The sequence below is a fragment of the Streptomyces sp. NPDC057253 genome (assembly GCF_042669125.1).
GTDB lineage: Bacteria > Actinomycetota > Actinomycetes > Streptomycetales > Streptomycetaceae > Streptomyces.
Genome location: NZ_JBHUXV010000050.1, coordinates 1 through 22,156 on the forward strand (window position 1 = coordinate 1; position 22,156 = coordinate 22,156).

The following is a 22,156-nucleotide window of genomic DNA, read 5'->3' on the forward strand; positions in this document are numbered from 1 at the left end:
CGGCACGTCGTCCAGGGGGCTGCTGCGGATGCGCTTGGCCCGCTTGGCCCGCTGATAGGTGATGGCGAAGCGGTGCGCCTCGTCGCGAGAGGTTCAGATCGACGTGCCCTCGTTCGTCGTGTCCGGGTCCACGCCCATCGTGATCGAGCCGATCACGCCCTTGGCGATGTTCTTCTTGTTGTACTTCAGCTTGAGCAGGCCGCCCGTGGTGCCGCTCTGGTCGTAGATCGTGTCCTCGGTGAGCGTGGTGCGCTCGGTGGTGCTGGTGGAGTACGGGTCGACCTCGGCGGAGGCCAGGACGGACTCCTCGTCGAAGAAGAACTGGCCGGTGTGGCAGGTGTGGCCGCCCTCGTAGCCGGCGTCCGTCCAGGTGCCGTCCACGTGGACCTTGGTGTGGATGTGCACGGTACGGCCCCGGTACCAGCCCGGGAAGATCGTCTTGAAGGTGACCCGGCCCTGCCGGTCGGTCTTCCAGGTGCCGCGCAGATAGCGCTCGTCGTCGGTGGGCTCCTCGTGGACCCCGCCCCCGGTGCCTCCGGAGGGCGCCCCGGACGGCGGCTCACCGGTGGGGACGTCCGTGGGGGTGCCGCTCGGCGCGTCCGTCGGCGCGGTGCCGCCGCCTCCCGTCGACAGGCTCTCGTAGCCCGAGTAGATGCCGAGCGCGTCGCAGTGCCAGATGTCGACGGCCGCGTTGGCGACGGGCTTGCAGGTCTCGGAGTCGATCACCTTGAGCTGGAGGGTGAGGGGGATGCCCTCCTTGTCCTCGGTGATGTCCTGGCGGATCTTGTCCGCGTCGATGTAGTACGGCCCCTCGGTGGTCTCCGAGGTGAGCTTGTAACAGGCCTCGGCGGCGGTGGAGGTGCTGCTCGCGGAGGCCTTCGTGCTGTTCTCGCCCGCGAAGGCACCCGACGCGGCGAGCGTGCCCGCCGCGCCCACCGCCACGGCCGCGCCCGCTCCGGCCACGACGACCTTGCGCCGCGTCAGGTCCTTCTTGTGTTTCGGCCCGTGGGCCCGCTGCTGGAGTTCAGGCTGGTTTCCCGGCTCATTTCCCGTCATGGACAAGGAAGTTAGGTAAGAAGGCTGTCATGGGCGTGGGAGCGGACTGTGGTTCCCCACAGGGAAGTGGCCCGGAACCGACACCGGCTCCGGGCCACCCCTTCGGATCACCGCCTACTTCGGCTGCGGCTTGCGCACCGACAGGTGCAGCTCCCTCAGCCGGGCCTCCTCCAGCTCCGTCGGCGCGCCCATCATGAGGTCCTGGGCGTTGCCGTTGAGCGGGAAGGCGATGGTCTCGCGGATGTTGGGCTCGTCCGCGAGGAGCATGACGATGCGGTCCACGCCGGGGGCGATGCCGCCGTGCGGCGGGGCGCCGAAGCGGAAGGCGCGCAGCATGCCGGCGAACTTGTCCTCGACGGTCTCCCGGTCGTAGCCCGCGATCTCGAAGGCCTTGAGCATGATGTCCGGCTCGTGGTTCCGGATCGCGCCGGAGGACAGCTCGACGCCGTTGCAGACGATGTCGTACTGCCAGCCCAGGATGTCCAGCGGGTCCTGGGTCTCCAGGGCCGTAAGGCCGCCCTGCGGCATGGAGAACGGGTTGTGCGAGAAGTCGATCGCCCCGGTCTCCTCGTCCTTCTCGTACATCGGGAAGTCGACGATCCAGCAGAACCGGAAGACGCCCTCCTCGAAGTGCCCGGCACGCTTGGCGGCCTCGACGCGGACCGCGCCCATGATCTTGGAGACCTCGTCGAACTCGCCCGCGCCGAAGAACACCGCGTGCCCGGCGGCCAGGGAGAGCCGCTTGGTCAGCTCGGCGACGTTCTCCTCGGTGAGGAACTTCGCGATCGGGCCGGACAGCGAGCCGTCCTCGGCCACGCGGACCCAGGCCAGGCCCTTGGCGCCCTGCGAGACCGCGTAGTCGCCGAGCTGGTCGAAGAACTTCCGGGGCTGGGCGGAGACGTCCGGCACCGCGAGCGCCCGCACGTGCTTGCCGGCGAACGCCTTGAACTCCGAGCCCTCGAAGACGTCGGTGATGTCGACGAGCTCCAGCTGAGCGCGCAGGTCCGGCTTGTCGGAGCCGTACTTCAGCATCGCCTCACGGAACGGGATCCGCGGGAACGGCGAGGTGACATGACGGCCGTTGCCGAACTCCTCGAACAGCTCGGTCATGAGCTTCTCGATCGGCTGGAAGACGTCCTCCTGCTCGACGAAGCTCATCTCGACGTCGAGCTGGTAGAACTCGCCCGGCGAACGGTCCGCGCGCGCGTCCTCGTCACGGAAGCAGGGCGCGATCTGGAAGTAGCGGTCGAAGCCGGAGATCATCAGCAGCTGCTTGAACTGCTGCGGCGCCTGGGGGAGGGCGTAGAACTTGCCCGGGTGCAGGCGGGAGGGCACCACGAAGTCGCGGGCACCCTCGGGGGAGGTCGCCGACAGGATCGGCGTCGCCATCTCGTTGAAGCCGAGGGCGACCATCTTCTTGCGGATCGAGGCGATCACCGACGACCGCAGCATGATGTTCCTGTGCATGCGCTCGCGGCGCAGGTCGAGGAAGCGGTACTCCAGGCGCCGCTCCTCGTTGACCCCGTCCTCAGTGTTGATCGTGAACGGCAGCGGGGCGGCCGCGCCGAGCAGCTCGACCTCGCCGACCTCGACCTCGACCTCACCGGTGGGCAGCTCGGAGTTGATGTTCTCGGCGCCCCGGGAGACGACCTTGCCGTCGATCCGGATCGTGGACTCCTTGGAGACCTTGTCCAGGGCCTCGTAGGCGGCGGTGCCGGGGCGGGCGACCAGCTGCGTGATGCCGTAGTGATCGCGCAGATCGATGAAGAGGATGCCGCCCAGGTCGCGCCGATTGTGCAGCCAGCCACTCAGTCGGACGTCGGTGCCGACGTCAGAGGAGCGGAGCTCGCCGCAGGTGTGGGACCTGTACCGATGCATCGTCGTTCATCCAGCCTTCGCGGATCGGGGTATGTTTCACGTGAAACTGAGCCCCAGCCTACCGGGGACCCCGAGATCGCCTCCCCACCATTACGACTCGGCCAACAGTGGCACTCCTCGATCCCCTGTTCTTAAAGTGGGGCAATGCGCACTGGTGAGCCTCTGCCCGCCGTGGGGGAGGTTCTCACCGCCCTCGCGACCGGCCTGTGGCACTGGGACACCGCCACCGAACTGGTTTCGGTCGACGCGGAGGCCGCCCGCCTGCTCGGACTGCCCGCCGAGCCGGCCACCCTCACGGAGGCCCAGGCCCGGGCCCGGCTGCACCCCGTCGACTGGAACGAGATCATCAGCGTCGTCGGGCTCGCCGTCGCCGAGGACACCCTCGCCGAGGTCCGGATCAGGATCATGAACGAGCGGGGCGAGGTGATCCGTACCGTCCGCAGCCGCTCCCAGCCGTCGTACGACCGGCAGAAGAAGTCGTTCCGGCTGATCGGCACCCTCCAGGAGGTGACCGAGCCGACCCCCGGCACCCCCGCCGGACGCACCGCGGTCACCGGTGACTGGCGGCGCTCCCGCGAGGCCTTCCTGCTGGACGCGGGCCGTGCGCTCGCCGAGGCCCGCTCCACCGCCGAGGTCCTGCGGGTGGCCGCGGGCCTGTCCATGCCCGGCTTCAGCCCCGACGGCCTGGCCGTCTTCGGCGTCGAGGGCGACCGGCTGACGATCATCGGCCACCACGGGCAGCAGCCCGGTGACGAGAGCCCCTTCTCCCACATGTCCCTGGAGACCGACTATCCGGCCGCCGAGGTGGTCCGCACCGGCCGCGCCGTCTACCTCTCCAGCCCCGAGGCCTACCGCTCCCGCTACCCGGCCACCTGGCCGCTGGCCCAGCGCTTCGACCGGCAGTCCTGGGCGTTCCTGCCGCTGACGGTGGCCGGCCGGACCATGGGCGCGTGGATGGCGGGCTTCGCCTACCCGGTCGCCTTCACCCCCGACGAGCGCTCGGTGCTGACGACCGTGGCCCGGATGCTGGCCCAGGCGCTGTCCCGCGCGGGCGTGGCCGAGTCCGAGCGGGAACTCACCGACGGCCTCCAGCGGTCCATGCTCCCGAGCCTCGGCCCCGAGATACCGGGCATGACGGTCGCCGCCCGTTACGTCCCCACCGGCGGCGGCCTCCAGGTCGGCGGCGACTGGTACGACATGATCCCGCTGCCCGGAGGCACCTCGCGCGCGGGCGCCGGGGGCGGCCGCTTCGCCCTGGTCATCGGGGACGTCCAGGGCCATGACGTACGGGCGGCCGGCCTGATGGGGCAGCTTCGCATCGCGCTGCGCGCCTACGCCTCCGAGGGCCACCGCCCCGACGCGGTCCTCTCCCGCGCCTCCCGCTTCCTCAACGGCATGACGTACGGCGCCGGCGGGCACGGCGATCCCACCGACTCCCGGTTCGCGACCTGCCTGTATCTCGAGGTCGATCCGGCGAGCGGTGCCCTGGAGGTGGCCCGGGCCGGCCATCCCGAGCCGGCGATCCGCCTCACCGACGGCACGGTCCTGGCCCGCACCACGAGCGGCGGCCTCCCCCTGGGCATCGACCCGGACGCCGACTACCCCACGACCCGGATCGTCCTCCAGCCCGGCGAGACGCTGATGCTCTGCACGGACGGGCTGATCGAGACCGGCGGCCATGACTTCGAGACCGGCTGGAAGCGCGTCCGCGCGATCCTGGAGACCCACGACGGCGACCTGGAGGAGCTCGCCGACGCGCTGGTCCAGGCCGTCCACGGCCCCTCCTCCCACCACACCACCGGCCCCCTCGCCGACCGCCGCGAGGACGACATAGCGGTCCTCCTGCTGCACCGGCAGTCGGAGACCGGCGAGGACCAGGCCGCCCCGCGGCCCGCCGTCCGGCGCACGATGCTCTCGGTGGCCCAGGCGGAGCCGGAACGGATCGCGGTGGCCCGCCGGCAGCTGCGCGAGCTCCTGCACGACTGGCCCTCCGCCGACCAGGTCGACTCCGCGGTCCTGCTGCTGTCCGAGACGCTGACGAACGTCCTGGTCCACACCGACGCGGACGCACTGCTGCTCGCCGAGGTCCGCGGCGAGCCCGGCGACCGCCGGATGCGCGTCGAGGTCACCGACACCAGCGACGACCTGCCCCACAAACGCCGCCCGGGCGAACTGGCCTCCTCGGGCCGCGGCCTGATGCTGATCGAGCTCCTCGCCGACCTGTGGGGCGTCGACCCGCGGGGCGAGGGCAAGAGCATCTGGTTCGAGCTGTACGAGTCCTCGGGCGAGACCTCCGCATAGCACGGGACAGCAGGCAGGCGTCACCACTCGCCACACCGTCACCCTTTCAGGTGTGCACCCGGCGACTCGCGGCGACGGTCGCCGCACCCCCTGCACGATGTGTGCCCTGGCCGTGACCGACCGCACGCAAGGAAGCCGCATGGGCAAGTCCGCATCCCCGAAGGACCGTGGCAAGGGGTCCTCGTTCTCGCTGTCGTACGAAGGCGCCCAGCGCGAACCCGCCAACCACATCACGGTGGGGAAGGGCGGCTTCTCGTTCAAGGGCTCGGCCATAGCCCTGGTGGCCCTCGCCGCGCTGACCGCGGCCGGCGTGGCGGCCTACGGGGCGCTGTCCGGTCAGAACCAGGGCAACCCGAGCACGACACCGAGCGCGAGCACGGGTGCGACCTCGGGTGCGACCTCACATGGAGCCGGCGCCGCCGCGGCGACGGGGTCCGGCCCGTCGACGTCGGGGACGCCGGATGTCACTCAGGAGGCCGGCGCGCAGCCGGCGGCGGTACGCGAGCACCGCAAGGTCGTCCTGCGGTCCGGCTCCAACGTGGACCTGGACTTCACCAACGGCTCCCCCGACATCATCTTCTCCCTGCCGGCGAACGCCGACGACGGCTACACCCTCGCCGGCGAGAACGGCGACCTCGCCACCGTCGACGGCGCCGCGACCGCCGAGAGCTGCGCTGCGGCGACCGCCTTCGGGTTCACCATCGACCAGAAGAACATCCGCAGGGGACTCACGGCGTGCGTGCTCACCGACGAGAACCGGGTCGCCGCCATCACCGTCCTCGGCTGGCAGGCCGACGACGTGAACTACGCCGGCGGCCTGTCGTCCGTCACCATGGACGTCACCACCTGGGAGAAGCCCGACGGCTCGGCCTGACGCCCGGGCCGGCCTGACGCCCGGGCTCCCGCGTCCTACAGCCCGCCCTCGGTCATCCCGTGCACGGCCGGGATCGTGCCCAGCCGGCCCTTCTGGAAGTCGTCGAACGCCTGCTGGAGTTCCTCGCGGGTGTTCATGACGAACGGGCCGTAGTGCGCCATCGGTTCGCGGATCGGCTGTCCGCCCAGGAGCACGACCTCCATGTCCGGCGTGTGGGAGTCCTGCTTCTCGTCAGCGCGGACCGTCAGGGAGCCACCGGCACCGAAGACCGCCGTCTGGCCGAGGTGGATCGGACGGCGCTCGGCACCGACGCTGCCGCGCCCTGCCAGCACGTACGCCAGACCGTTGAAGTCCTCACGCCAGGGCAGCGTGATCTCCGCGCCCGGCGCCAGCGTGGCGTGGATCATCGTGATCGGGGTGTGGGTGATGCCGGGACCCTGGTGGCCGTCCAGCTCACCCGCGATGACGCGCAGGAGCGCCCCACCGTCGGGAGTCGACAGCAGCTGCACGCTGCCGCCCCGGATGTCCTGGTACCGCGGGGCCATCATCTTGTCCTTGGCCGGCAGGTTCACCCACAGCTGGAGGCCGTGGAAGAGGCCGCCGGACATCACGAGGGCCTCCGGCGGCGCCTCGATGTGCAGCAGACCCGAACCGGCGGTCATCCACTGGGTGTCGCCGTTGGTGATGGTGCCGCCGCCGCCCTGACTGTCCTGGTGATCGAAGATGCCGTCGATGATGTAGGTGACGGTCTCGAAGCCCCGGTGCGGGTGCCAGGGGGTGCCCTTCGGCTCCCCGGGCGCGTAGTCGACCTCCCCCATCTGGTCCATCATGATGAACGGATCCAGGTGCCGGTAATGGATTCCGGCGAACGCCCGGCGCACCGGGAAACCCTCGCCCTCGAAGCCACTCGGCGCGGTCGTCACACCGAGGACGGGACGGGCCACCGCGTCCGCCGTCGCGGCCACGCGCGGCAGGGTCAGCGGGTTGTCGACAGTCACTGCAGGCATGTCGGTACCTCCTTGTGGTTCGAGTTTAGTTGAGCGTTGAACTTTCTGCCACCTCTAACGGCAGAAGCCCGGAGGGCATTCCCTCCGGGCCGTCTGCGTTCGGGCCGTACCGCGTCAGTTGCTGAAGTACAGGTACTTCCATGCCCCGTACGTCGTCGAGTTCACCGTGTCGCCGGACGAGCCGTTGACGTACACCGGCCGGATCCGCGCCTTGAGGCCGGACTCACCGGGCGCGCCGAGGCTGACCGCCGACTTCCCGTTCGTACCGAGCGAGAAGTACTGCGAGTCCGAGGAGCGCCACGCGCCCGCGTAGTAGACCTCGAGGTCGAGGCGCTGCTGACGGCCCGGGTAGTAGGTCATCGTGGTGGTGATCACCGGGGACGTGTTCTTGTGGAACCAGTAGTACGAGGTCGAGCCGATCTTCGCCCGCTTGTAGTGCTTGGAGACGGCGGAGGAGACCTTGACCCGGGCGTACGCCGTGGACTTCACCGTCCTGGGCTTGTACCGGGAGTCGCCCGTGAAGACCGCGGTGACCGTGGTGTCCCGGGTCATGTCCACCACCGCGGTGACGTTGCCGTCGGCGTTGACGTTGGCGGTCTTGATCAGCTTCTTTCCCCGGTCGCCGCCGAAGGGGTCCGCGTAGATCGAGACCGAGCGGTTCTTGTAGGTCTTGCCGAGGTGCGCGGTGAACTTCACGTCGGTGCCGTAGTTGTACAGCTTGCCGTTGTTGTTGAGGCTCAGGGACGTGGCCGCGCGGGAGACGTCGACCTTGTCGGAGGTGCTGACGGCCGCGTGCCCGGCGTCCCCCGCGTACTTCACCGTGTACGTGACCTTGCCGCCGGCCGGCGGGGTGTTGGTGAAGGAGTAGGTGCCGTCGGCCTTCACCGTGACGTCGGGCAGCGCCTTGCCGTTCGGGCTCTCCAGGTCGGTGCGGGTGACCGAGAGCCGGACCCCGGCGGGCAGCGGCACCGTCGCCGAGAGCTTGCCCTTGACGGTGAGCGACTTGGCGCGGGTGGCCGTGGCGGGAGCGTTGACGGTGAGGCTGGGGACGTTGAGGGTGGGGCCGGTGAGCGCCTTGACCGTGTAGCCTCCGCTGCCCGCGACGAGGGCGAAGACCCGGGAGGAGTCGCCGGCCCAGGCCACGTCGGCGGCCGGCTGGCTGCCGGTGCCGTAGGTGCGGAGGGGTCGTGTGGCGTTCGGCCGGTAGATCGCGATCTTGGTGCCGGCGACCTGGGCGATCAGGCCGCCGGGTCCGACGTCGGCCCCCTGCCCGGCCGGGTAGGCGCCGGCCTTGCTGAAGCTGCCGTTCGCGTAGGCGTCCCGGTCGGTGCCGTTGACGAGCACCTGGTCGGCGCCGGCGACGAGGTCGATGTCCGAGATGCCGCTGTTCAGCGTGTAGTCGCCGAAGTACCAGGCGGTGAGCCCGGGGGTCCCGCCCGACACGTCCAGGACGGCCATCGAGTCCGTGGAGATGCCGGTCTCGCCGACGGCCAGCACGCCCGGCCGCAGCGGGTCGGTGTCCAGCAGGGCCGGACCCCACACACCGACCGAGGTCCCCTCGGTGGGGAACTGGGCCAGCCGCACCGGGTCGGTCCCGCTCGCCGGGTCCACAGCCGGGTCGACCGAGCCCAGGTCGCCGTCCCACTGGTCGCCGTAGGTGAACCAGACCTTGCCGGCGGAGAAGGCGACGTGGCGCGGGCCGGTGTCGGTGGCGACGGGGTAGCGGGCCTTGACCTTGAGGTCGGTCGCGTTCAGGGCGACGATCTCGTGGCTGTCGGCGAGGGCGGCGTAGAGGGTGGTGCCGTCGTCGGACACGGCCAGGTCGGTGGCGTCGCCGAGACCGGTGGCCCGGGCGACGAGGGTGCCGTTGTAGTCGGTGGCCAGGATCCGGCCGTCTGCCTGGTCGCTGACGAAGACCCGTCGCAGGGCGTCGTCCACGACGAGGCCGCCGGGGCTGCTGACCACGGCGGAAGCGGCCGAGGCGGTGCCGGCGGCGGCGACGCTCAGCGCCACCGAGCTGAAGAGGACCGCGAGCGCCGTCGCGGCCGAGGTGCTGCGCATGCGCACAGTGATGAACCCCCACAGAAGATCCCGGGGTCGCCGGGAGATGAGAGCGCCGCGCGGCGCCCGCACGCGGACCGCCGGAGAGCGGTGGCGTGCGGGGCGCGGCTGCCGGAGGGAACTCTATGGCATGGCTGTGACAAGCAAGGGGGGAATTTCCCGCCGCGGAGCGACGCACAGGGGGCCCGGTCCCCGGTAGCGACGCACAGGAGGCCCGACCCGGCCGGCGACGAACAGGGCCCGGCCCGCGCGGCTTACCCGTACATCCGCCGCATCGCGAACTCGACCATCTGCTCCACGGCCTTCGCGTCGAAGACGATCCGGTGCTCCCCCTCCATGTCGAGGACGAACCCATAACCCGTCGGCAGCAGGTCGAGGACCTCCGCGCCGGTGATCACGAAGTACTTGGACTCCTTGCCCGCGTACCGCCGCAGCTCCTTGAGCGTGGTGAACATGGGGATCACCGGCTGCTGGGTGTTGTGCAGGGCGAGGAACCCGGGGTTGTCACCGCGCGGGCAGTAGACCTTGGACGTGGCGAAGACCTGCTGGAAGTCCTCGGCCGCCATCTGCCCGGTGGTGAAGGCCCGCACCGCGTCCGCGAGGGAGGGCGGGGACGGCTCGGGGTACAGCGGCGGCTGCTGGCCGTACCCGCCCACACCGCCGGCCATGGGCTGCTGCGGCGGGACGCCGTACTGCTGCTGGGCACCAGCGTTCTGGTCGTAGCCGTACATGGGCGTAAGCGTACCGAGGGGGGTGGGGGCGGCGGGCAGCCACCGGCCCCGGAAACCGACAGTGACCTGACAGCGGCCGGCCCTGGGTTTCCGGTGGGGGCCGCTCGTAGCGTCGGTCCATGAGCAGACAACACGACGACGAGACACATGAGCACGACCGGGGGCTCTCCTACGACCTTCCCGTGCTCGCCCGCCGACGGATGATCCGGCTCATGGCGGGGACGGGGGCGGGCCTGCTGCCCCTGATGGGCTGCACCGGTTCCTCTTCTCCCACGGCCGTGACGTCACCGTCGGCCACGGGCACGGGCACGGCCTGCGCCGCCATCCCCGAGGAGACCGCCGGCCCCTACCCCGGCGACGGCTCGAACGGCGTGAACGTGCTGAAGGAGAGCGGGGTCGTCCGCACCGACATCACCAGCAGCTTCGGCGACTCCGCGGGCGGCACCGCCGAGGGCGTGCCCCTGACCCTGACGCTCACGGTCGTGGACGCCGCCTCCGGCTGCGGGACCCCGCGGAAGGGGGCCGCCGTCTACGTGTGGCACTGCGACCGGGAGGGCGGCTACTCCCTGTACACCGACGGCGTCACCGAGGAGAACTACCTGCGGGGCGTCCAGGAGACGGACGACAAGGGGCGGGCCACCTTCACCAGCGTCTTTCCGGGCTGCTACCCGGGGCGCTGGCCGCACGTCCACTTCGAGGTCTACGGCAGTCTCCAGGACGCTCTCGGCGCCACCGCGATCACCAGCACCTCGCAGCTCGCGTTCCCGAAGGACGTGTGCGACACGGTGTACGCCACCGAGGGCTACGACGCCAGCGTGGCCAATCTGCGCCGGCTCTCCCTGGACACGGACCTCGTGTTCCGCGACGGGCACGACCAGCAGCTCGCCTCGGTGAAGGGGAGCGTGCAGGAGGGGCTCACCGCCTCGCTGACCGTCGCGGTGTGACTCCTCACAGATGGCCGGATCGGGGTTGCGACTTATTACCGACGGGTAGCATCATCGTAGCTACTTGTTGGTATGTGAACGGGTGCGAGGAACCAGGTGCCTCGCCGATCTCTTGACGGAGCCATCGCCATGGGGCACTACAAGTCCAACCTCCGCGACATCGAGTTCAACCTCTTCGAAGTACTCGGACGCGACAAGCTGTACGGCACGGGTCCGTTCGCGGAGATGGACGTCGACACCGCGAAGAGCATCCTGGAGGAGCTGACCCGCCTCTCGGAGAACGAGCTCGCGGAGTCCTTCGCGGACGCCGACCGCAACCCGCCGGTCTTCGACCCGGAGACCAACACCGCGCCGGTCCCGGCGTCCTTCAAGAAGAGCTACAAGGCCTTCATGGACTCCGAGTACTGGCGTCTCGGCCTGCCCGAGGAGATCGGCGGCACCACCTCGCCCCGCTCCCTGATCTGGGCCTTCGCCGAGCTGATCCTGGGCGCCAACCCGGCCGTGTGGATGTACTCCTCGGGCCCCGCGTTCGCCGGCATCCTCTTCGAGGAGGGCAACGAGGTCCAGAAGAACATCGCCAAGGTCGCCGTGGAGAAGCAGTGGGGCTCCACGATGGTCCTCACCGAGCCCGACGCGGGCTCCGACGTCGGCGCCGGCCGCACCAAGGCGATCCAGCAGGAGGACGGCTCCTGGCACATCGAGGGCGTGAAGCGCTTCATCACCTCCGGTGAGCACGACATGGAGGAGAACATCCTCCACTACGTCCTCGCCCGCCCCGAGGGCGCGGGCCCCGGCACCAAGGGCCTGTCCCTCTTCCTGGTCCCGAAGTACCTCTTCGACTTCGAGACCGGCGAGCTGGGCGAGCGCAACGGCGTGTACGCCACCAACGTCGAGCACAAGATGGGCCTGAAGGCCTCCAACACCTGCGAGATGACCTTCGGCGACCGCCACCCCGCCAAGGGCTGGCTGATCGGCGACAAGCACGACGGCATCCGCCAGATGTTCATGATCATCGAGTTCGCCCGCATGATGGTCGGTACGAAGGCGATCTCCACGCTGTCGACGGGCTACCTGAACGCGCTGGAGTACGCCAAGGAGCGCGTCCAGGGCCCCGACCTCGCGAACTTCATGGACAAGACCGCGCCCAAGGTCACCATCACGCACCACCCGGACGTGCGCCGCTCGCTGATGACGCAGAAGGCGTACGCGGAGGGCATGCGCGCCCTGGTGCTGTACACGGCCTCCATCCAGGACGAGATCCAGGTCAAGGAGGCGGCGGGCGAGGACGTCAAGGCGCTGGAGGCGCTGAACGACCTGCTCCTGCCGATCGTGAAGGGCTACGGCTCGGAGAAGGGCTACGAGCAGCTCGCCCAGTCGCTCCAGACCTTCGGCGGCTCCGGCTTCCTCCAGGAGTACCCGATCGAGCAGTACATCCGGGACGCCAAGATCGACACCCTGTACGAGGGCACGACCGCCATCCAGGGCCAGGACTTCTTCTTCCGGAAGATCGTCCGCAACCAGGGCGCGGCCCTGAACTCGCTGGCCGAGGACATCAAGAAGTTCCTGGCGGTGGGCACCGGCGGCGAGGAGCTCGCGGGCGCCCGTGAGCACCTGGCCAAGGCGGCCGTCGAGCTGGAGGCCATCGTCGGCCTGATGCTGACCGACCTCGCGGCCACCGAGCAGGACGTCAAGAACATCTACAAGGTGGGCCTCAACACCACCCGCCTGCTGATGGCCTCCGGTGACGTGGTCGTCGGCTACCTGCTCCTCAAGGGTGCCGCGATCGCCGCCGAGAAGCTGGAGACGGCGTCCGCCAAGGACAAGCCCTTCTACACCGGCAAGATCGCGGCGGCGAAGTTCTTCGCGGCCAACGTCCTGCCCGGCGTGACCCTGGCCCGCAAGGTCGCCGAGGGCGTGGAGCTGGACCTGATGGACCTCGACGAGGCCGCGTTCTAGGACACACCCGTACAGCTGCACGCAGTCCCCACGAGGGCCCGTTCCCATCGCCCGGGAGCGGGTCCTCGTACGTCGTCAACGGGTCCTCGTACGTCGTTAAGGTGAACCCCATGAGCGCACCCCACCGCCTCGATCGCGGCCACACCGACGACCTCATGTCCTTCCTGGCGGCGAGCCCCACGCCCTACCACGCGGTGGCGAACGCCGCCGAGCGGCTGGAGAAGGCAGGCTTCCGCCAGGTCTCGGAGACGGACGCCTGGGAGGGGTCGAGCGGCGGCAAGTACGTGCTGCGCGGCGGCGCGATCATCGCCTGGTACGTCCCCGAGGGCGCGGCGCCCCACACGCCGTACCGCATCGTCGGCGCGCACACCGACTCCCCGAACCTGCGGGTCAAGCCGCTGCCGGACAGCGGGGCGCACGGCTGGCGCCAGGTCGCCGTGGAGATCTACGGCGGTCCCCTGATGAACTCCTGGCTCGACCGTGACCTGGGGCTGGCCGGCCGGCTGACCCTGCGGGACGGCTCGACGCGGCTGGTGAACGTGGACCGGCCGCTGCTGCGGGTGCCGCAGCTCGCCATCCACCTGGACCGCGCGGTGTCCTCGGACGGCCTCAAGCTCGACAAGCAGCGGCACCTCCAGCCCATCTGGGGACTCGGCGACGACGTGCGCGACGGCGACCTGATCGCGTTCCTGGAGGAGGAGGTCGGGCTCGGCGCGGGCGAGGTGACCGGCTGGGACCTGATGACGCACTCCGTGGAGGCGCCCGCCTACCTGGGCCGGGACAAGGAGCTGGTGGCCGGGCCCCGGATGGACAACCTGCTGTCCGTGCACGCGGGAGTGGCCGCGCTCGCCGCGGTCTCCTCCGCCGCCGAACTGCCGTACATCCCGGTGCTCGCCGCCTTCGACCACGAGGAGAACGGCTCGCAGTCGGACACCGGCGCGGACGGGCCGCTGCTCGGCGGGGTCCTGGAGCGCTCGGTGTTCGCGCGCGGCGGGTCCTACGAGGACCGGGCGCGGGCCTTCGCGGGGACGGTCTGTCTGTCCTCCGACACCGGGCACGCGGTGCACCCCAACTACGCGGAGCGGCACGACCCGACGCACCACCCGCGGGTCAACGGCGGGCCGATCCTCAAGGTCAACGTCAACAACCGCTACGCCACGGACGGTTCGGGCCGGGCCGTGTGGGCCGCGGCCTGCGAGAAGGCCGGGGTGCCCTTCCAGTCCTTCGTCTCCAACAACTCCATGCCCTGCGGCACGACGATCGGCCCGATCACCGCGGCCCGGCACGGCATCAAGACCGTCGACATCGGTGTGGCGATCCTTTCGATGCACAGCGTCCGGGAGTTGTGCGGCGCGGACGACCCGCATCTGCTGGCCAACGCTCTGGTGGCGTTCCTCGAAGGGTAGTTCGCACCTCTCGAAAGGCTGCCCGGGCTCCTCGAAGGGTAGTTCGCGAGAAGTGGGGGTACCCGGGATTCCGGACCGGAACGACCGGACCGGACAGGGAGGCGACACTCATGGGCCTCGGCGGGTGCATCATCCTCATCGCCGTGGGAGCAATCCTCACGTTCGCCACCGACTGGCACATGCAGGGGGTCAACCTCGATCTGGTCGGTGTGATCCTGATGATCGTGGGGCTGATCGGCGTGACGACATTCAGCAGCATCGCCCGACGGCGGCGCGTGGTGGTACCGCCCACCACGCCGACCGTCGTCGAGGAGCCGCACGGTCGCCGTGACGGATACTCCGACGGATACGGCGTGTAAGGGACATCGACGGAACGACGGACGCACTGGGCGACGACAGACAACCGTGAGCAATCCGTAATCACGGTTGTCTTGTCCGGTTGTGTGGAAATAGTGAATGCTGAGGGCCTTGAGAGCCCGGGGGGTTGGCAGTAGCCGGGCGTGGCCCGACAGCACACCCGGGGGCTCCCCGTGCACCACCCTGCGACGACGGTCGCGGCTCCCACCGCGCATCCTCCGCGCCCCCGCCGGCACGCCGCGCGGCGCGCGCACGCCGCACCCGACGACCTCGACGGCCCGTTGCGCCTGGTGGTGCTGATACCGGCTCACAACGAACAGGACCGCATCGCCGACGCGATCCAGGGCCTGTGGCGGCAGACCCGGCGCCCCGACCTGATCGTGGTGGTCGCCGACAACTGCACCGACGCCACCGCCGAGATCGCCGTCGCGCACGGCGCCCAGGTCTTCGCGACCCAGGGCAACACCCACAAGAAGGCCGGCGCCCTCAACCAGGCCATCGCCTGGGTACTGCCCCATCTCGAGGACCGCGACCTGCTGTTGGTGCAGGACGCCGACACCGTCCTCAACCCCTGGTTCAGCGAGACGGCCATCGGCACCTTCAACCGCAAGGTCGGCGCCGTCGGCGGGGTCTTCTACGGCGAGGACGGCGGCGGGCTCCTCGGCCTGCTCCAGCGCATGGAGTTCCACCGCTACGCCTGGGAGCTGGAGCGCTCCGGCGGCAAGGCCCAGGTGCTCACGGGCACCGGCACCATGTTCCGCGCCCGCGTCCTGCGCGAGGTGCGCGCCGCCCGCCGCGACGGAGTGCTGGGCGGCGGGAACGCCTACTACAGCCTCGCCTCGCTCACCGAGGACGACGAGATGACCAAGGCGGTCAAGACCCTCGGCTACCGGGCCATGTCGCCGGCCGGCTGCGAGGTCACCACCGAGGTCATGCCCACCCTGGGCAAGCTCTGGCACCAGCGGCTGCGGTGGCAGCGCGGAGCGCTGGAGAACCTGCGCGACTACGGCTGGACACGTGTCACCGCCCGCTACTTCACCCAGCAGTTCCTCATGGGGTTCGGTGCGCTGTCCTTCCTCGTCTACCTCACCTACATGGCCACCTACACCACGTTGTACGGCTGGCCCGGCTTCTCGCCCTTCTGGACCGCGATCGGACTGATCTTCCTGGTCGAGAAGACGGTCTCGGTACGGCGGGCGGGGCCGCGGGCCGTACTGGTGGCGGCGCTGATGATCCCCGAGATGCTCTACGACCTTTTCCAGCACGCCGTCTACTTCACCTCGCTGTGGGGGCTGTTGCGCCGCAGCGAGGAGAAGTGGGTCGCAACATAACCCTCTAGGAGAGACACCATGTACGGACGAGTGATCGGCGCCGGGACGACCGGCGCCGGGGGTGCCACGCTGGCCGCCACCGGGATGTGGCTGAACAGCATGGCGATGCTGGTGGCCGCCACGACGTTGGTGGCGGCCGGGGTCGCGCTGTTCAAGCTGGTGCCGCGTCGGCGGTAGTCGCGCGTCGAGGGTGCGGGGGAGCTCTGTCCCCGGCACCCTCGCCGTCGTTCAGCGCCCGGGACCAGGCCAGAGGGACCGGCCGGCCTGCCGTCACCCGAGCGCGTGCCCCGTCGTCACGTCCACGTGGGCCGGGATCTCGTCGTGGCGGTCGCCGACCGTGGAGGTGCCGGTCGGTTCGAGCAGGAGGATGTCGGTCGGGACGGGGGCGTAGGGCTTGTGCTCGACGCCTCGGGGGACGGTGAAGACGGACAGCCTCGGCAGGACGACCGTGCGCTCCCCGGCCGGCTCGCGCAGCGAGATGTGCAGTTCGCCGTCGAGGACCAGGAAGAACTCGTCGGTGTCGTCATGGACGTGCCAGAGGTGCTCGCCCTCGACATGGGTGACCCGGACGTCGTAGTCGTTGACGGCGGTGACGATACGGGGGCTCCACTGCTCGGTGAAGGAGGCCAGGGCGGTGGGCAGGGAGACGGGTTCGGTTGCCATGGGGTCATCGTGCGGGGTGGCCAGGGGGCCGTGCGAGTGCTAGGAATCGCATATGCCGCAAGGATCCTCTCACCGTGTCGCCCTCGTCGTGGACGAGAACTCGAACCCGTTCGAGATGAGCTGCGCCATCGAGATCTTCGGGCTGCGGCGGCCCGAACTGGATCGTGAGCTCTACGACTTCACGCTGTGCGCCGCCGAGCCGAGCACCCGAATGCGGGACGGCTTCTTCACGCTCACCGGTGTCGCCGGTCTGGAGGCGGCGGAGTCGGCGGACACCCTGATCGTGCCGAACCGGCCGGACACCGACACCCCGCGCTCGCCCCGCGTACTGGACGCCGTACGCCGGGCACACGCGCGCGGCGCCCGGCTCGTCGGCTTCTGCTCGGGCGCGTTCACGCTGGCGGAGGCCGGGCTGCTGGACGGGCGGCGGGCCGCCTGCCACTGGATGTGGACCGAGTCGTTCCGGGCCCGCTTCCCGCGCGTCCGGCTGGAGCCCGACGTCCTCTTCGTCGACGACGGCGACATCCTCACGGCGTCCGGCAGCGCCTCGGCGCTCGACCTGGGGCTGCACCTGGTCCGCCGGGACCACGGCGCCGAGATCGCCAACCACGTCTCCCGCAGGCTGGTGTTCGCCGCCCACCGCGACGGCGGGCAACGGCAGTTCGTGGAGCGGCCCCTGCCCGACGTACGGGACGAGTCGCTCGGCCCGCTGCTCGCGTGGGCGCAGGAACGGCTGGGGGAGACGCTGACCGTGGCCGACCTGGCGGACCGTGCGGCCGTCTCCCCCGCGACCCTGCACCGCCGCTTCCAGTCGCAGCTCGGCACGACACCGCTCGCCTGGCTGACGGCGGAACGGGTGGCGCTCGCCTGCCGGCTCATCGAGCGCGGGGAGGAGCGGCTCGACGTGGTGGCCGCCAGGAGCGGCCTCGGTACGGCGGCCAACCTCCGCGCGCGCGTGCGGCGCGAGACGGGGCTCAGCCCGTCGGCCTACCGGCGGCGTTTCGGACCGGGCGCCGGGGAAGCGGTAAGGGCATGAGATTTCTCGTACGCGACCGGCTCCTCGGCTTCGGTGAGGACTACTGGATCGAGGACGACCACGGAAACAAGGTGTTCCTGGTCGACGGCAAGGCCATGCGGCTGCGGGACACCTTCGAGCTGAAGGACACCCGCGGACGCGTCCTGATCGACATCCGCCAGAAGATGTTCGCCCTGCGCGACACCATGCTGATCGAGCGGGACGGCGAACCGCTGGCCACGATCCGGCGCAAGCGGCTGTCGCTGCTGCGCAACCACTACCGGGTGGCCCTCGCCGACGGCAGCACCGAACTCGACGTCAGCGGAAAGATCCTCGACCGGGAGTTCGCCGTCGAGTACGACGGCGAACTGCTCGCGGTCGTCTCGCGGCGGTGGCTGCACGTGCGGGAGACCTACGGCGTCGACATCGTCCGCGACGACGCGGACCCGGCGCTGCTCATCGCGGTGGCGGTGTGCGTGATCCACCTCGCGGAGAAGGAGCGCGAGGACGACTGACCCTCGCGGTTCCCGGGGTGTCCCGGCACCCCCGGGATCAGAGCACCCGGTCCTTCAGGGCCGGGAACTGCTCCCTGGTCGCGGCCACCTTCCCTGGGTCGAACTCCACCGTGAGGACCTCCTCGCCGGCGCCCGCCTCGGCCAGCACCTCGCCCCACGGATCCACCACGATCGAGTGACCCGCCTGCGGAACCCCCGCGTGCGTCCCGGCCGTTCCACAGGCGAGCACGAACGCCTGGTTCTCGACCGCCCGCGCCTGGGCCAGCAGCGTCCAGTGCGCCCGGCGGCGCTCCGGCCAGCCCGCCGGGATCACCAGGGTCTCGGCGCCCGCGTCGACGAGACCGCGGAAGAGTTCGGGGAAGCGGAGGTCGTAGCAGGTGGCGACGCCCACCGTCGTCCGGGGCAGCCGGACCGTCACCAGGTCCTCGCCCCGGCCCATCAGCACGGCCTCGCCCTTGTCGAAGCCGAAGCGGTGGATCTTGCGGTAGCCGGCGGCCAGTTCACCGGAGGGTGAGAAGACGAGGGAGGTGTTGTAGAGGGTGCCGTCGGGATCCCGCTCGGGGATCGAGCCCGCGTGCAGCCAGGCGCCCGTTTCGCTCGCCGCCTTCGCCATGGCCTCGTACGTCGGCCCCCGCAGCGGTTCGGCCTCGCGCCCGAACTCCTCGAAGGCGAACGCCCCGGTGGTCCACAGCTCCGGCAGCACGACGAGATCGGCACCGGCCTGATCCCGTACCAGCGAGGCCACCCGCCCCCGACGCGATTCGACCGATTCGTCCTCATCCACGGCGATCTGGATCAGAGAGGCGCGCACACTACCACCGTCCTGGCATTCGAGCCGTCCATTACGGGCCTACGATCGTCACACGAAAGCACTGCCGGGGTGCCTCACAGCAGCGTAACTTAGCGTTCCAAGACACCCGCCGACAGCCACCGCCGCCTCCCACTGGCAACGACGCCATCACCAGCCCGTGCTCCGACCGCCGAGGGGTCCCGTTCCGTGAGTCTGCATCCCACCCTCCAGCCCTACGCCGACGCCTGGACCCACTCCATCGAAGCAATATCCGAGCTGGTGACGCCGCTTGTGGAGGGAGAGTGGAATCGCCGCACCCCCTGCCCCGGCTGGTCCGTGCGGGACGTGGTCTCCCATGTCATCGGCCTGGACTGCGAGATGCTCGGCGACCCGCGCCCGATCCACACCCTCCCGCGCGACCTGTACCACGTCACCAACGACATCCAGCGGTACATGGAGATGCAGGTCGACGTGCGGCGCCATCACACCGCGCCGGAGATGACCTCCGAGCTGGAGTACGTCATCATCCGCCGCAACCGCCAGCTGCGGAACGAGTCCCGCGACCCGGGCACGAAGGTGCGCGGTCCGCTCGGAACCGAACTGACGCTCGTGGACGCCATGCGCCAGCACGCCTTCGACGTCTGGGTGCACGAACAGGACCTGCGCACCGCGCTCGGCCGCCCCGGCAACCTCGACTCCCCCGGCGCGCACATCGCCCGTGACGTCCTGCTCGCCGCGCTCCCCGACATAGTGGCCGACAAGGCCGACGCCCCCCGCAGTTCGGCGATCGTCTTCGACGTCCACGGCCCCATCGAGTTCCTGCGGACCATACGCGTCGACATCCAGGGCCGCGGCACCCTGGAGACGGCCCCCGCCCTGGGTCCGGCCGCCACCCTCACCCTCGACTGGGAAACCTACGTCCGCCTGGCCTGCGGCCGCGTCCCCCTGGAATCCGTCACGGACCGCGTCAAGGCAGAGGGCGACCCGGAACTGACGGCAGCAATCCTGAGGAACTTCACGGTCACGACTTAGGGGGCGGGCCGACGGGGGCTGCTGTAGCGGGTGGGCCGACGGGGTTGCCGTAGCGGGTGGACCGACCCGGCCGGGGTCGCCCTAGTGGACGGGCCAACCTGAGCCACCGGGGCGCCCTGGGCTTCTCGCCTACCTCACCCTCGTGTCCCGACCCGCTGACCCCCACTCACCCCGTCGCCCCCCCTCACGCAGGCACATGCACCGTCTCCACCCGGCTCGCCACCAGCCGCTCCCGCTCCCGCCGCGCCGCCCGCCCACGCAGCCGCAGGATCTGGCTCACGCCGAGGGCCTGGAGGACGAAGACGGAGGAGAAGGCGATGGTGTAGTTGTCGCCGGTCGCGTCGAGCAGGACGCCCACGGCGAACAGGGTCGTCATCGACGCGACGAACCCGCCCATGTTCGTGATGCCCGACGCGGTGCCCTGCCGCTCCGGCGGGTTCGCCGGGCGCGCGAAGTCGAAGCCGAGCATCGAGGCCGGTCCGCAGGAGCCGAGCACCACGCACAGCACGATCAGCAGCCACATCGGCGCACGCTCACCGGGGTAGACCAGCGTGGCCGCCCACAGCAGCGCCGTCGCCCCGACCGTCCCGAGCGCGAGCGGCAGCCGCGCCTCGTGGTGCCGGGCGACGATCTGGCCGTAGACGAGACCGACGACCATGTTGGACAGCACGACGAGCGTGAGCAGTTCGCCCGCCACCGCCCGGGACAGCCCCTGTGCCTCGACGAGGAAGGGCAGGCCCCACAGCAGCAGGAACACCATCGCCGGGAACTGGGTCGTGAAGTGCACCCACAGACCGAGCCGGGTGCCGGGCTCTCGCCAGGACGCGGCGATCTGACGCCGTACATAGGCCGCCCCCCGGTGCGGGAACGGCTCCGGCTCGTGGCCCTCGGGGTGGTCCTTGAGGAAGAGGAGCAGCAGGACGAGTACGACGACCCCGGCGAGCGCGCTGCCCGCGAAGGCCGCCGTCCAGCCGACGCCGTGCAGCAGCCGGGCCAGGAGCAGCGTGGAGACCAGGTTGCCCGCCATGCCGGCGAGCCCGGCGAGCTGTGCGACCAGGGGCCCTCGCCGGGCCGGGAACCAGCGGGTGCCCAGGCGCAGCACGCTGATGAAGGTCATCGCGTCGCCGCAGCCCAGCAGGGCGCGCGAGGCGAGGGCGGTGCCGTACGACGGGGAGAACGCGAAGCCGAGCTGTCCCGCGGTGAAGAGCACCACGCCCAGGGTCAGCACCTTCTTGGTACCGAGCCGGTCCACGAGCAGACCGACCGGGATCTGCATGCCCGCGTAGACGAGGAGCTGGAGGATCGAGAAGGTCGACAGGGCCGAGGCGTTCACATGGAAGCGGTCGGCCGCGTCGAGGCCGGCGACTCCGAGGGACGTACGGAAGATGACGGCGACGAAGTACACGGAGACGCCGATGCCCCACACGGCCATGGCGCGCCGGCCGCCCGGCGGGTCTCCGGGAAGGACAGTGGCGCGGCTCATCGCACCTCTCCCCGCGCGAGATGGGAGAACCACTCGACATGCCCGTGGATCAGGCCCACGACCGCCTCCGCGTCGCCGGAGCGCAGCGCCTCAAGGATCTGCTCGTGCTCGGCGAGGGTCTTGGTGATGCGGTCCGGGTGGGCGTGCATCACGGCGACGCCCATCCTGAGCTGCCGGTCGCGGAGTTGGTCGTAGAGCCGGTTGAGGATCTCGTTGCCGCCGCTGCGGACGATCTCGGCGTGGAAACAGCGGTCGGTGACGGCGGCGCCGGCCAGGTCCCCGGCGGCGGCCTGCGCCTTCTGCTGGGCGAGCAGCTCCTCCAGGCGGGCGATGAGCTGCGGGGACGCCGGCACGGCCTTGCGCACGGCGTGACTCTCGACGAGCTGGCGCGTCTCGACGACGTCCGCGATCTCCTGGGCGGAGACGGGCAGGACCAGCGCTCCCTTTTTCGGGTAAAGCTTGATCAGCCCCTCGACCTCCAGCCGCAGCAGCGCCTCCCGCACGGGAGTGCGGGACACCCCCACGGCCTCGGCGAGCTCACCCTCGGTCAGCAGACTCCCGCCCTCGTAACGGCGGTCCAGTACCCCCTGCTTGACGTGGGCGTAGACACGGTCGGCGGCGGGGGGCTGTTTCACGGCCAGGGTCATGCCCACAGCTTAGATACAACACGTACGCATGTCGGGTCCCGTCCAGCATGCGGACCCCCGCCCGCCACCCTCATCGCGGAAAGCGACACCCGCCCCAGCGACTGCACAA

Annotated in this window: 20 protein-coding genes; 11 read left to right on the forward strand and 9 right to left on the reverse strand. The window is 70.4% G+C overall.

The window, feature by feature from the left end; all coding sequences use genetic code 11:
* Positions 1 to 93: 93 nt before the first annotated feature.
* Both ACFULQ_RS25780 and aspS read right to left on the reverse strand, forming a co-directional pair.
* On the reverse strand, positions 94 to 1,056 hold the full coding sequence (locus ACFULQ_RS25780) for an intradiol ring-cleavage dioxygenase (RefSeq protein WP_383547664.1): 963 nt from the start codon (positions 1,054 to 1,056) through the stop codon (positions 94 to 96).
* A gap of 114 nt (positions 1,057 to 1,170) precedes the next feature.
* Positions 1,171 to 2,934, reverse strand: coding sequence for an aspartate--tRNA ligase (gene aspS / locus ACFULQ_RS25785; RefSeq protein ID WP_383547666.1), 1,764 nt, complete (start codon positions 2,932 to 2,934; stop codon positions 1,171 to 1,173).
* A gap of 144 nt (positions 2,935 to 3,078) precedes the next feature.
* Between aspS and ACFULQ_RS25790 the strand changes: the two genes are divergently transcribed.
* Both ACFULQ_RS25790 and ACFULQ_RS25795 read left to right on the forward strand, forming a co-directional pair.
* Entirely contained in the window at positions 3,079 to 5,235 is a 2,157-nt protein-coding gene (locus tag ACFULQ_RS25790) for a SpoIIE family protein phosphatase (RefSeq protein WP_383547669.1), read from the forward strand.
* A 139-nt stretch (positions 5,236 to 5,374) separates the two neighbouring features.
* The gene (locus ACFULQ_RS25795; RefSeq protein ID WP_383547671.1) at positions 5,375 to 6,109 is read left to right on the forward strand and encodes a hypothetical protein; all 735 of its coding nucleotides are present in this window, start codon (positions 5,375 to 5,377) and stop codon (positions 6,107 to 6,109) included.
* Between the two features lie 35 nt (positions 6,110 to 6,144).
* On the opposite strand, the gene ACFULQ_RS25800 is transcribed toward ACFULQ_RS25795, so the two are convergent.
* The 3 genes from ACFULQ_RS25800 to ACFULQ_RS25810 form a co-directional block, all read right to left on the reverse strand.
* Entirely contained in the window at positions 6,145 to 7,116 is a 972-nt protein-coding gene (locus ACFULQ_RS25800) for a pirin family protein (RefSeq protein ID WP_383547673.1), read from the reverse strand.
* Positions 7,117 to 7,230: 114 nt separating this feature from the next.
* A complete protein-coding gene (locus tag ACFULQ_RS25805; RefSeq protein WP_383547676.1) occupies positions 7,231 to 9,177 on the reverse strand; it encodes a YncE family protein in 1,947 nt (648 codons plus the stop codon).
* 254 nt (positions 9,178 to 9,431) lie between these two features.
* Positions 9,432 to 9,908 carry an SseB family protein gene (locus ACFULQ_RS25810; protein ID WP_330265677.1) on the reverse strand — a complete coding sequence of 159 codons (477 nt, stop codon included), beginning with the start codon at positions 9,906 to 9,908 and terminating at the stop codon, positions 9,432 to 9,434.
* Positions 9,909 to 10,027: 119 nt separating this feature from the next.
* On the opposite strand from ACFULQ_RS25810, the gene ACFULQ_RS25815 reads away from it, so the two are divergent.
* The 6 genes from ACFULQ_RS25815 to ACFULQ_RS25840 all read left to right on the forward strand — a co-directional run bounded on the left by ACFULQ_RS25815 (position 10,028) and on the right by ACFULQ_RS25840 (position 16,079).
* Complete coding sequence (locus tag ACFULQ_RS25815; RefSeq protein WP_383547679.1) at positions 10,028 to 10,852, forward strand: intradiol ring-cleavage dioxygenase; 825 nt, start codon at positions 10,028 to 10,030, stop codon at positions 10,850 to 10,852.
* A gap of 129 nt (positions 10,853 to 10,981) precedes the next feature.
* Entirely contained in the window at positions 10,982 to 12,808 is a 1,827-nt protein-coding gene (locus ACFULQ_RS25820) for an acyl-CoA dehydrogenase (RefSeq protein ID WP_383547681.1), read from the forward strand.
* Between the two features lie 110 nt (positions 12,809 to 12,918).
* The gene (locus tag ACFULQ_RS25825) at positions 12,919 to 14,214 is read left to right on the forward strand and encodes a M18 family aminopeptidase (protein ID WP_383547684.1); all 1,296 of its coding nucleotides are present in this window, start codon (positions 12,919 to 12,921) and stop codon (positions 14,212 to 14,214) included.
* A 110-nt stretch (positions 14,215 to 14,324) separates the two neighbouring features.
* Positions 14,325 to 14,573, forward strand: coding sequence for a DUF6458 family protein (locus tag ACFULQ_RS25830; protein WP_123761997.1), 249 nt, complete (start codon positions 14,325 to 14,327; stop codon positions 14,571 to 14,573).
* A gap of 288 nt (positions 14,574 to 14,861) precedes the next feature.
* Positions 14,862 to 15,902: a glycosyltransferase gene (locus ACFULQ_RS25835; protein ID WP_383547803.1), complete on the forward strand. Its 1,041-nt coding sequence runs from the start codon at positions 14,862 to 14,864 to the stop codon at positions 15,900 to 15,902.
* Positions 15,903 to 15,920: 18 nt separating this feature from the next.
* Positions 15,921 to 16,079, forward strand: coding sequence for a hypothetical protein (locus ACFULQ_RS25840; protein ID WP_383547688.1), 159 nt, complete (start codon positions 15,921 to 15,923; stop codon positions 16,077 to 16,079).
* 93 nt (positions 16,080 to 16,172) lie between these two features.
* Here the strand turns inward: ACFULQ_RS25840 and ACFULQ_RS25845 are convergent, their stop codons facing one another.
* Positions 16,173 to 16,565 carry a cupin domain-containing protein gene (locus ACFULQ_RS25845; protein ID WP_383547691.1) on the reverse strand — a complete coding sequence of 131 codons (393 nt, stop codon included), beginning with the start codon at positions 16,563 to 16,565 and terminating at the stop codon, positions 16,173 to 16,175.
* Between the two features lie 52 nt (positions 16,566 to 16,617).
* Here ACFULQ_RS25845 and ACFULQ_RS25850 point away from each other — a divergent pair, with 52 nt between their 5' ends.
* Complete coding sequence (locus ACFULQ_RS25850) at positions 16,618 to 17,601, forward strand: GlxA family transcriptional regulator (protein ID WP_383547693.1); 984 nt, start codon at positions 16,618 to 16,620, stop codon at positions 17,599 to 17,601.
* Positions 17,598 to 18,095 (forward strand): LURP-one-related/scramblase family protein, encoded by a 498-nt coding sequence (locus ACFULQ_RS25855; protein WP_383547696.1) that lies wholly within the window; start codon positions 17,598 to 17,600, stop codon positions 18,093 to 18,095. The genes ACFULQ_RS25850 and ACFULQ_RS25855 overlap by 4 nt, the downstream gene beginning before the upstream one ends.
* Positions 18,096 to 18,132: 37 nt before the next feature.
* Here ACFULQ_RS25855 and ACFULQ_RS25860 read toward each other — a convergent pair whose 3' ends face one another.
* A complete protein-coding gene (locus ACFULQ_RS25860) occupies positions 18,133 to 18,906 on the reverse strand; it encodes a carbon-nitrogen family hydrolase (RefSeq protein ID WP_383547699.1) in 774 nt (257 codons plus the stop codon).
* Positions 18,907 to 19,092: 186 nt separating this feature from the next.
* On the opposite strand from ACFULQ_RS25860, the gene ACFULQ_RS25865 reads away from it, so the two are divergent.
* Positions 19,093 to 19,917, forward strand: a complete 825-nt coding sequence (locus tag ACFULQ_RS25865; protein ID WP_383547702.1) for a maleylpyruvate isomerase family mycothiol-dependent enzyme — start codon at positions 19,093 to 19,095, stop codon at positions 19,915 to 19,917.
* Positions 19,918 to 20,101: 184 nt separating this feature from the next.
* Here the strand turns inward: ACFULQ_RS25865 and ACFULQ_RS25870 are convergent, their stop codons facing one another.
* Both ACFULQ_RS25870 and ACFULQ_RS25875 read right to left on the reverse strand, forming a co-directional pair.
* On the reverse strand, positions 20,102 to 21,400 hold the full coding sequence (locus ACFULQ_RS25870; protein WP_383547704.1) for a nitrate/nitrite transporter: 1,299 nt from the start codon (positions 21,398 to 21,400) through the stop codon (positions 20,102 to 20,104).
* A complete protein-coding gene (locus tag ACFULQ_RS25875) occupies positions 21,397 to 22,047 on the reverse strand; it encodes a GntR family transcriptional regulator (protein WP_383547708.1) in 651 nt (216 codons plus the stop codon). The genes ACFULQ_RS25870 and ACFULQ_RS25875 overlap by 4 nt, the downstream gene beginning before the upstream one ends.
* Between the last annotated feature and the right edge of the window lie 109 nt (positions 22,048 to 22,156).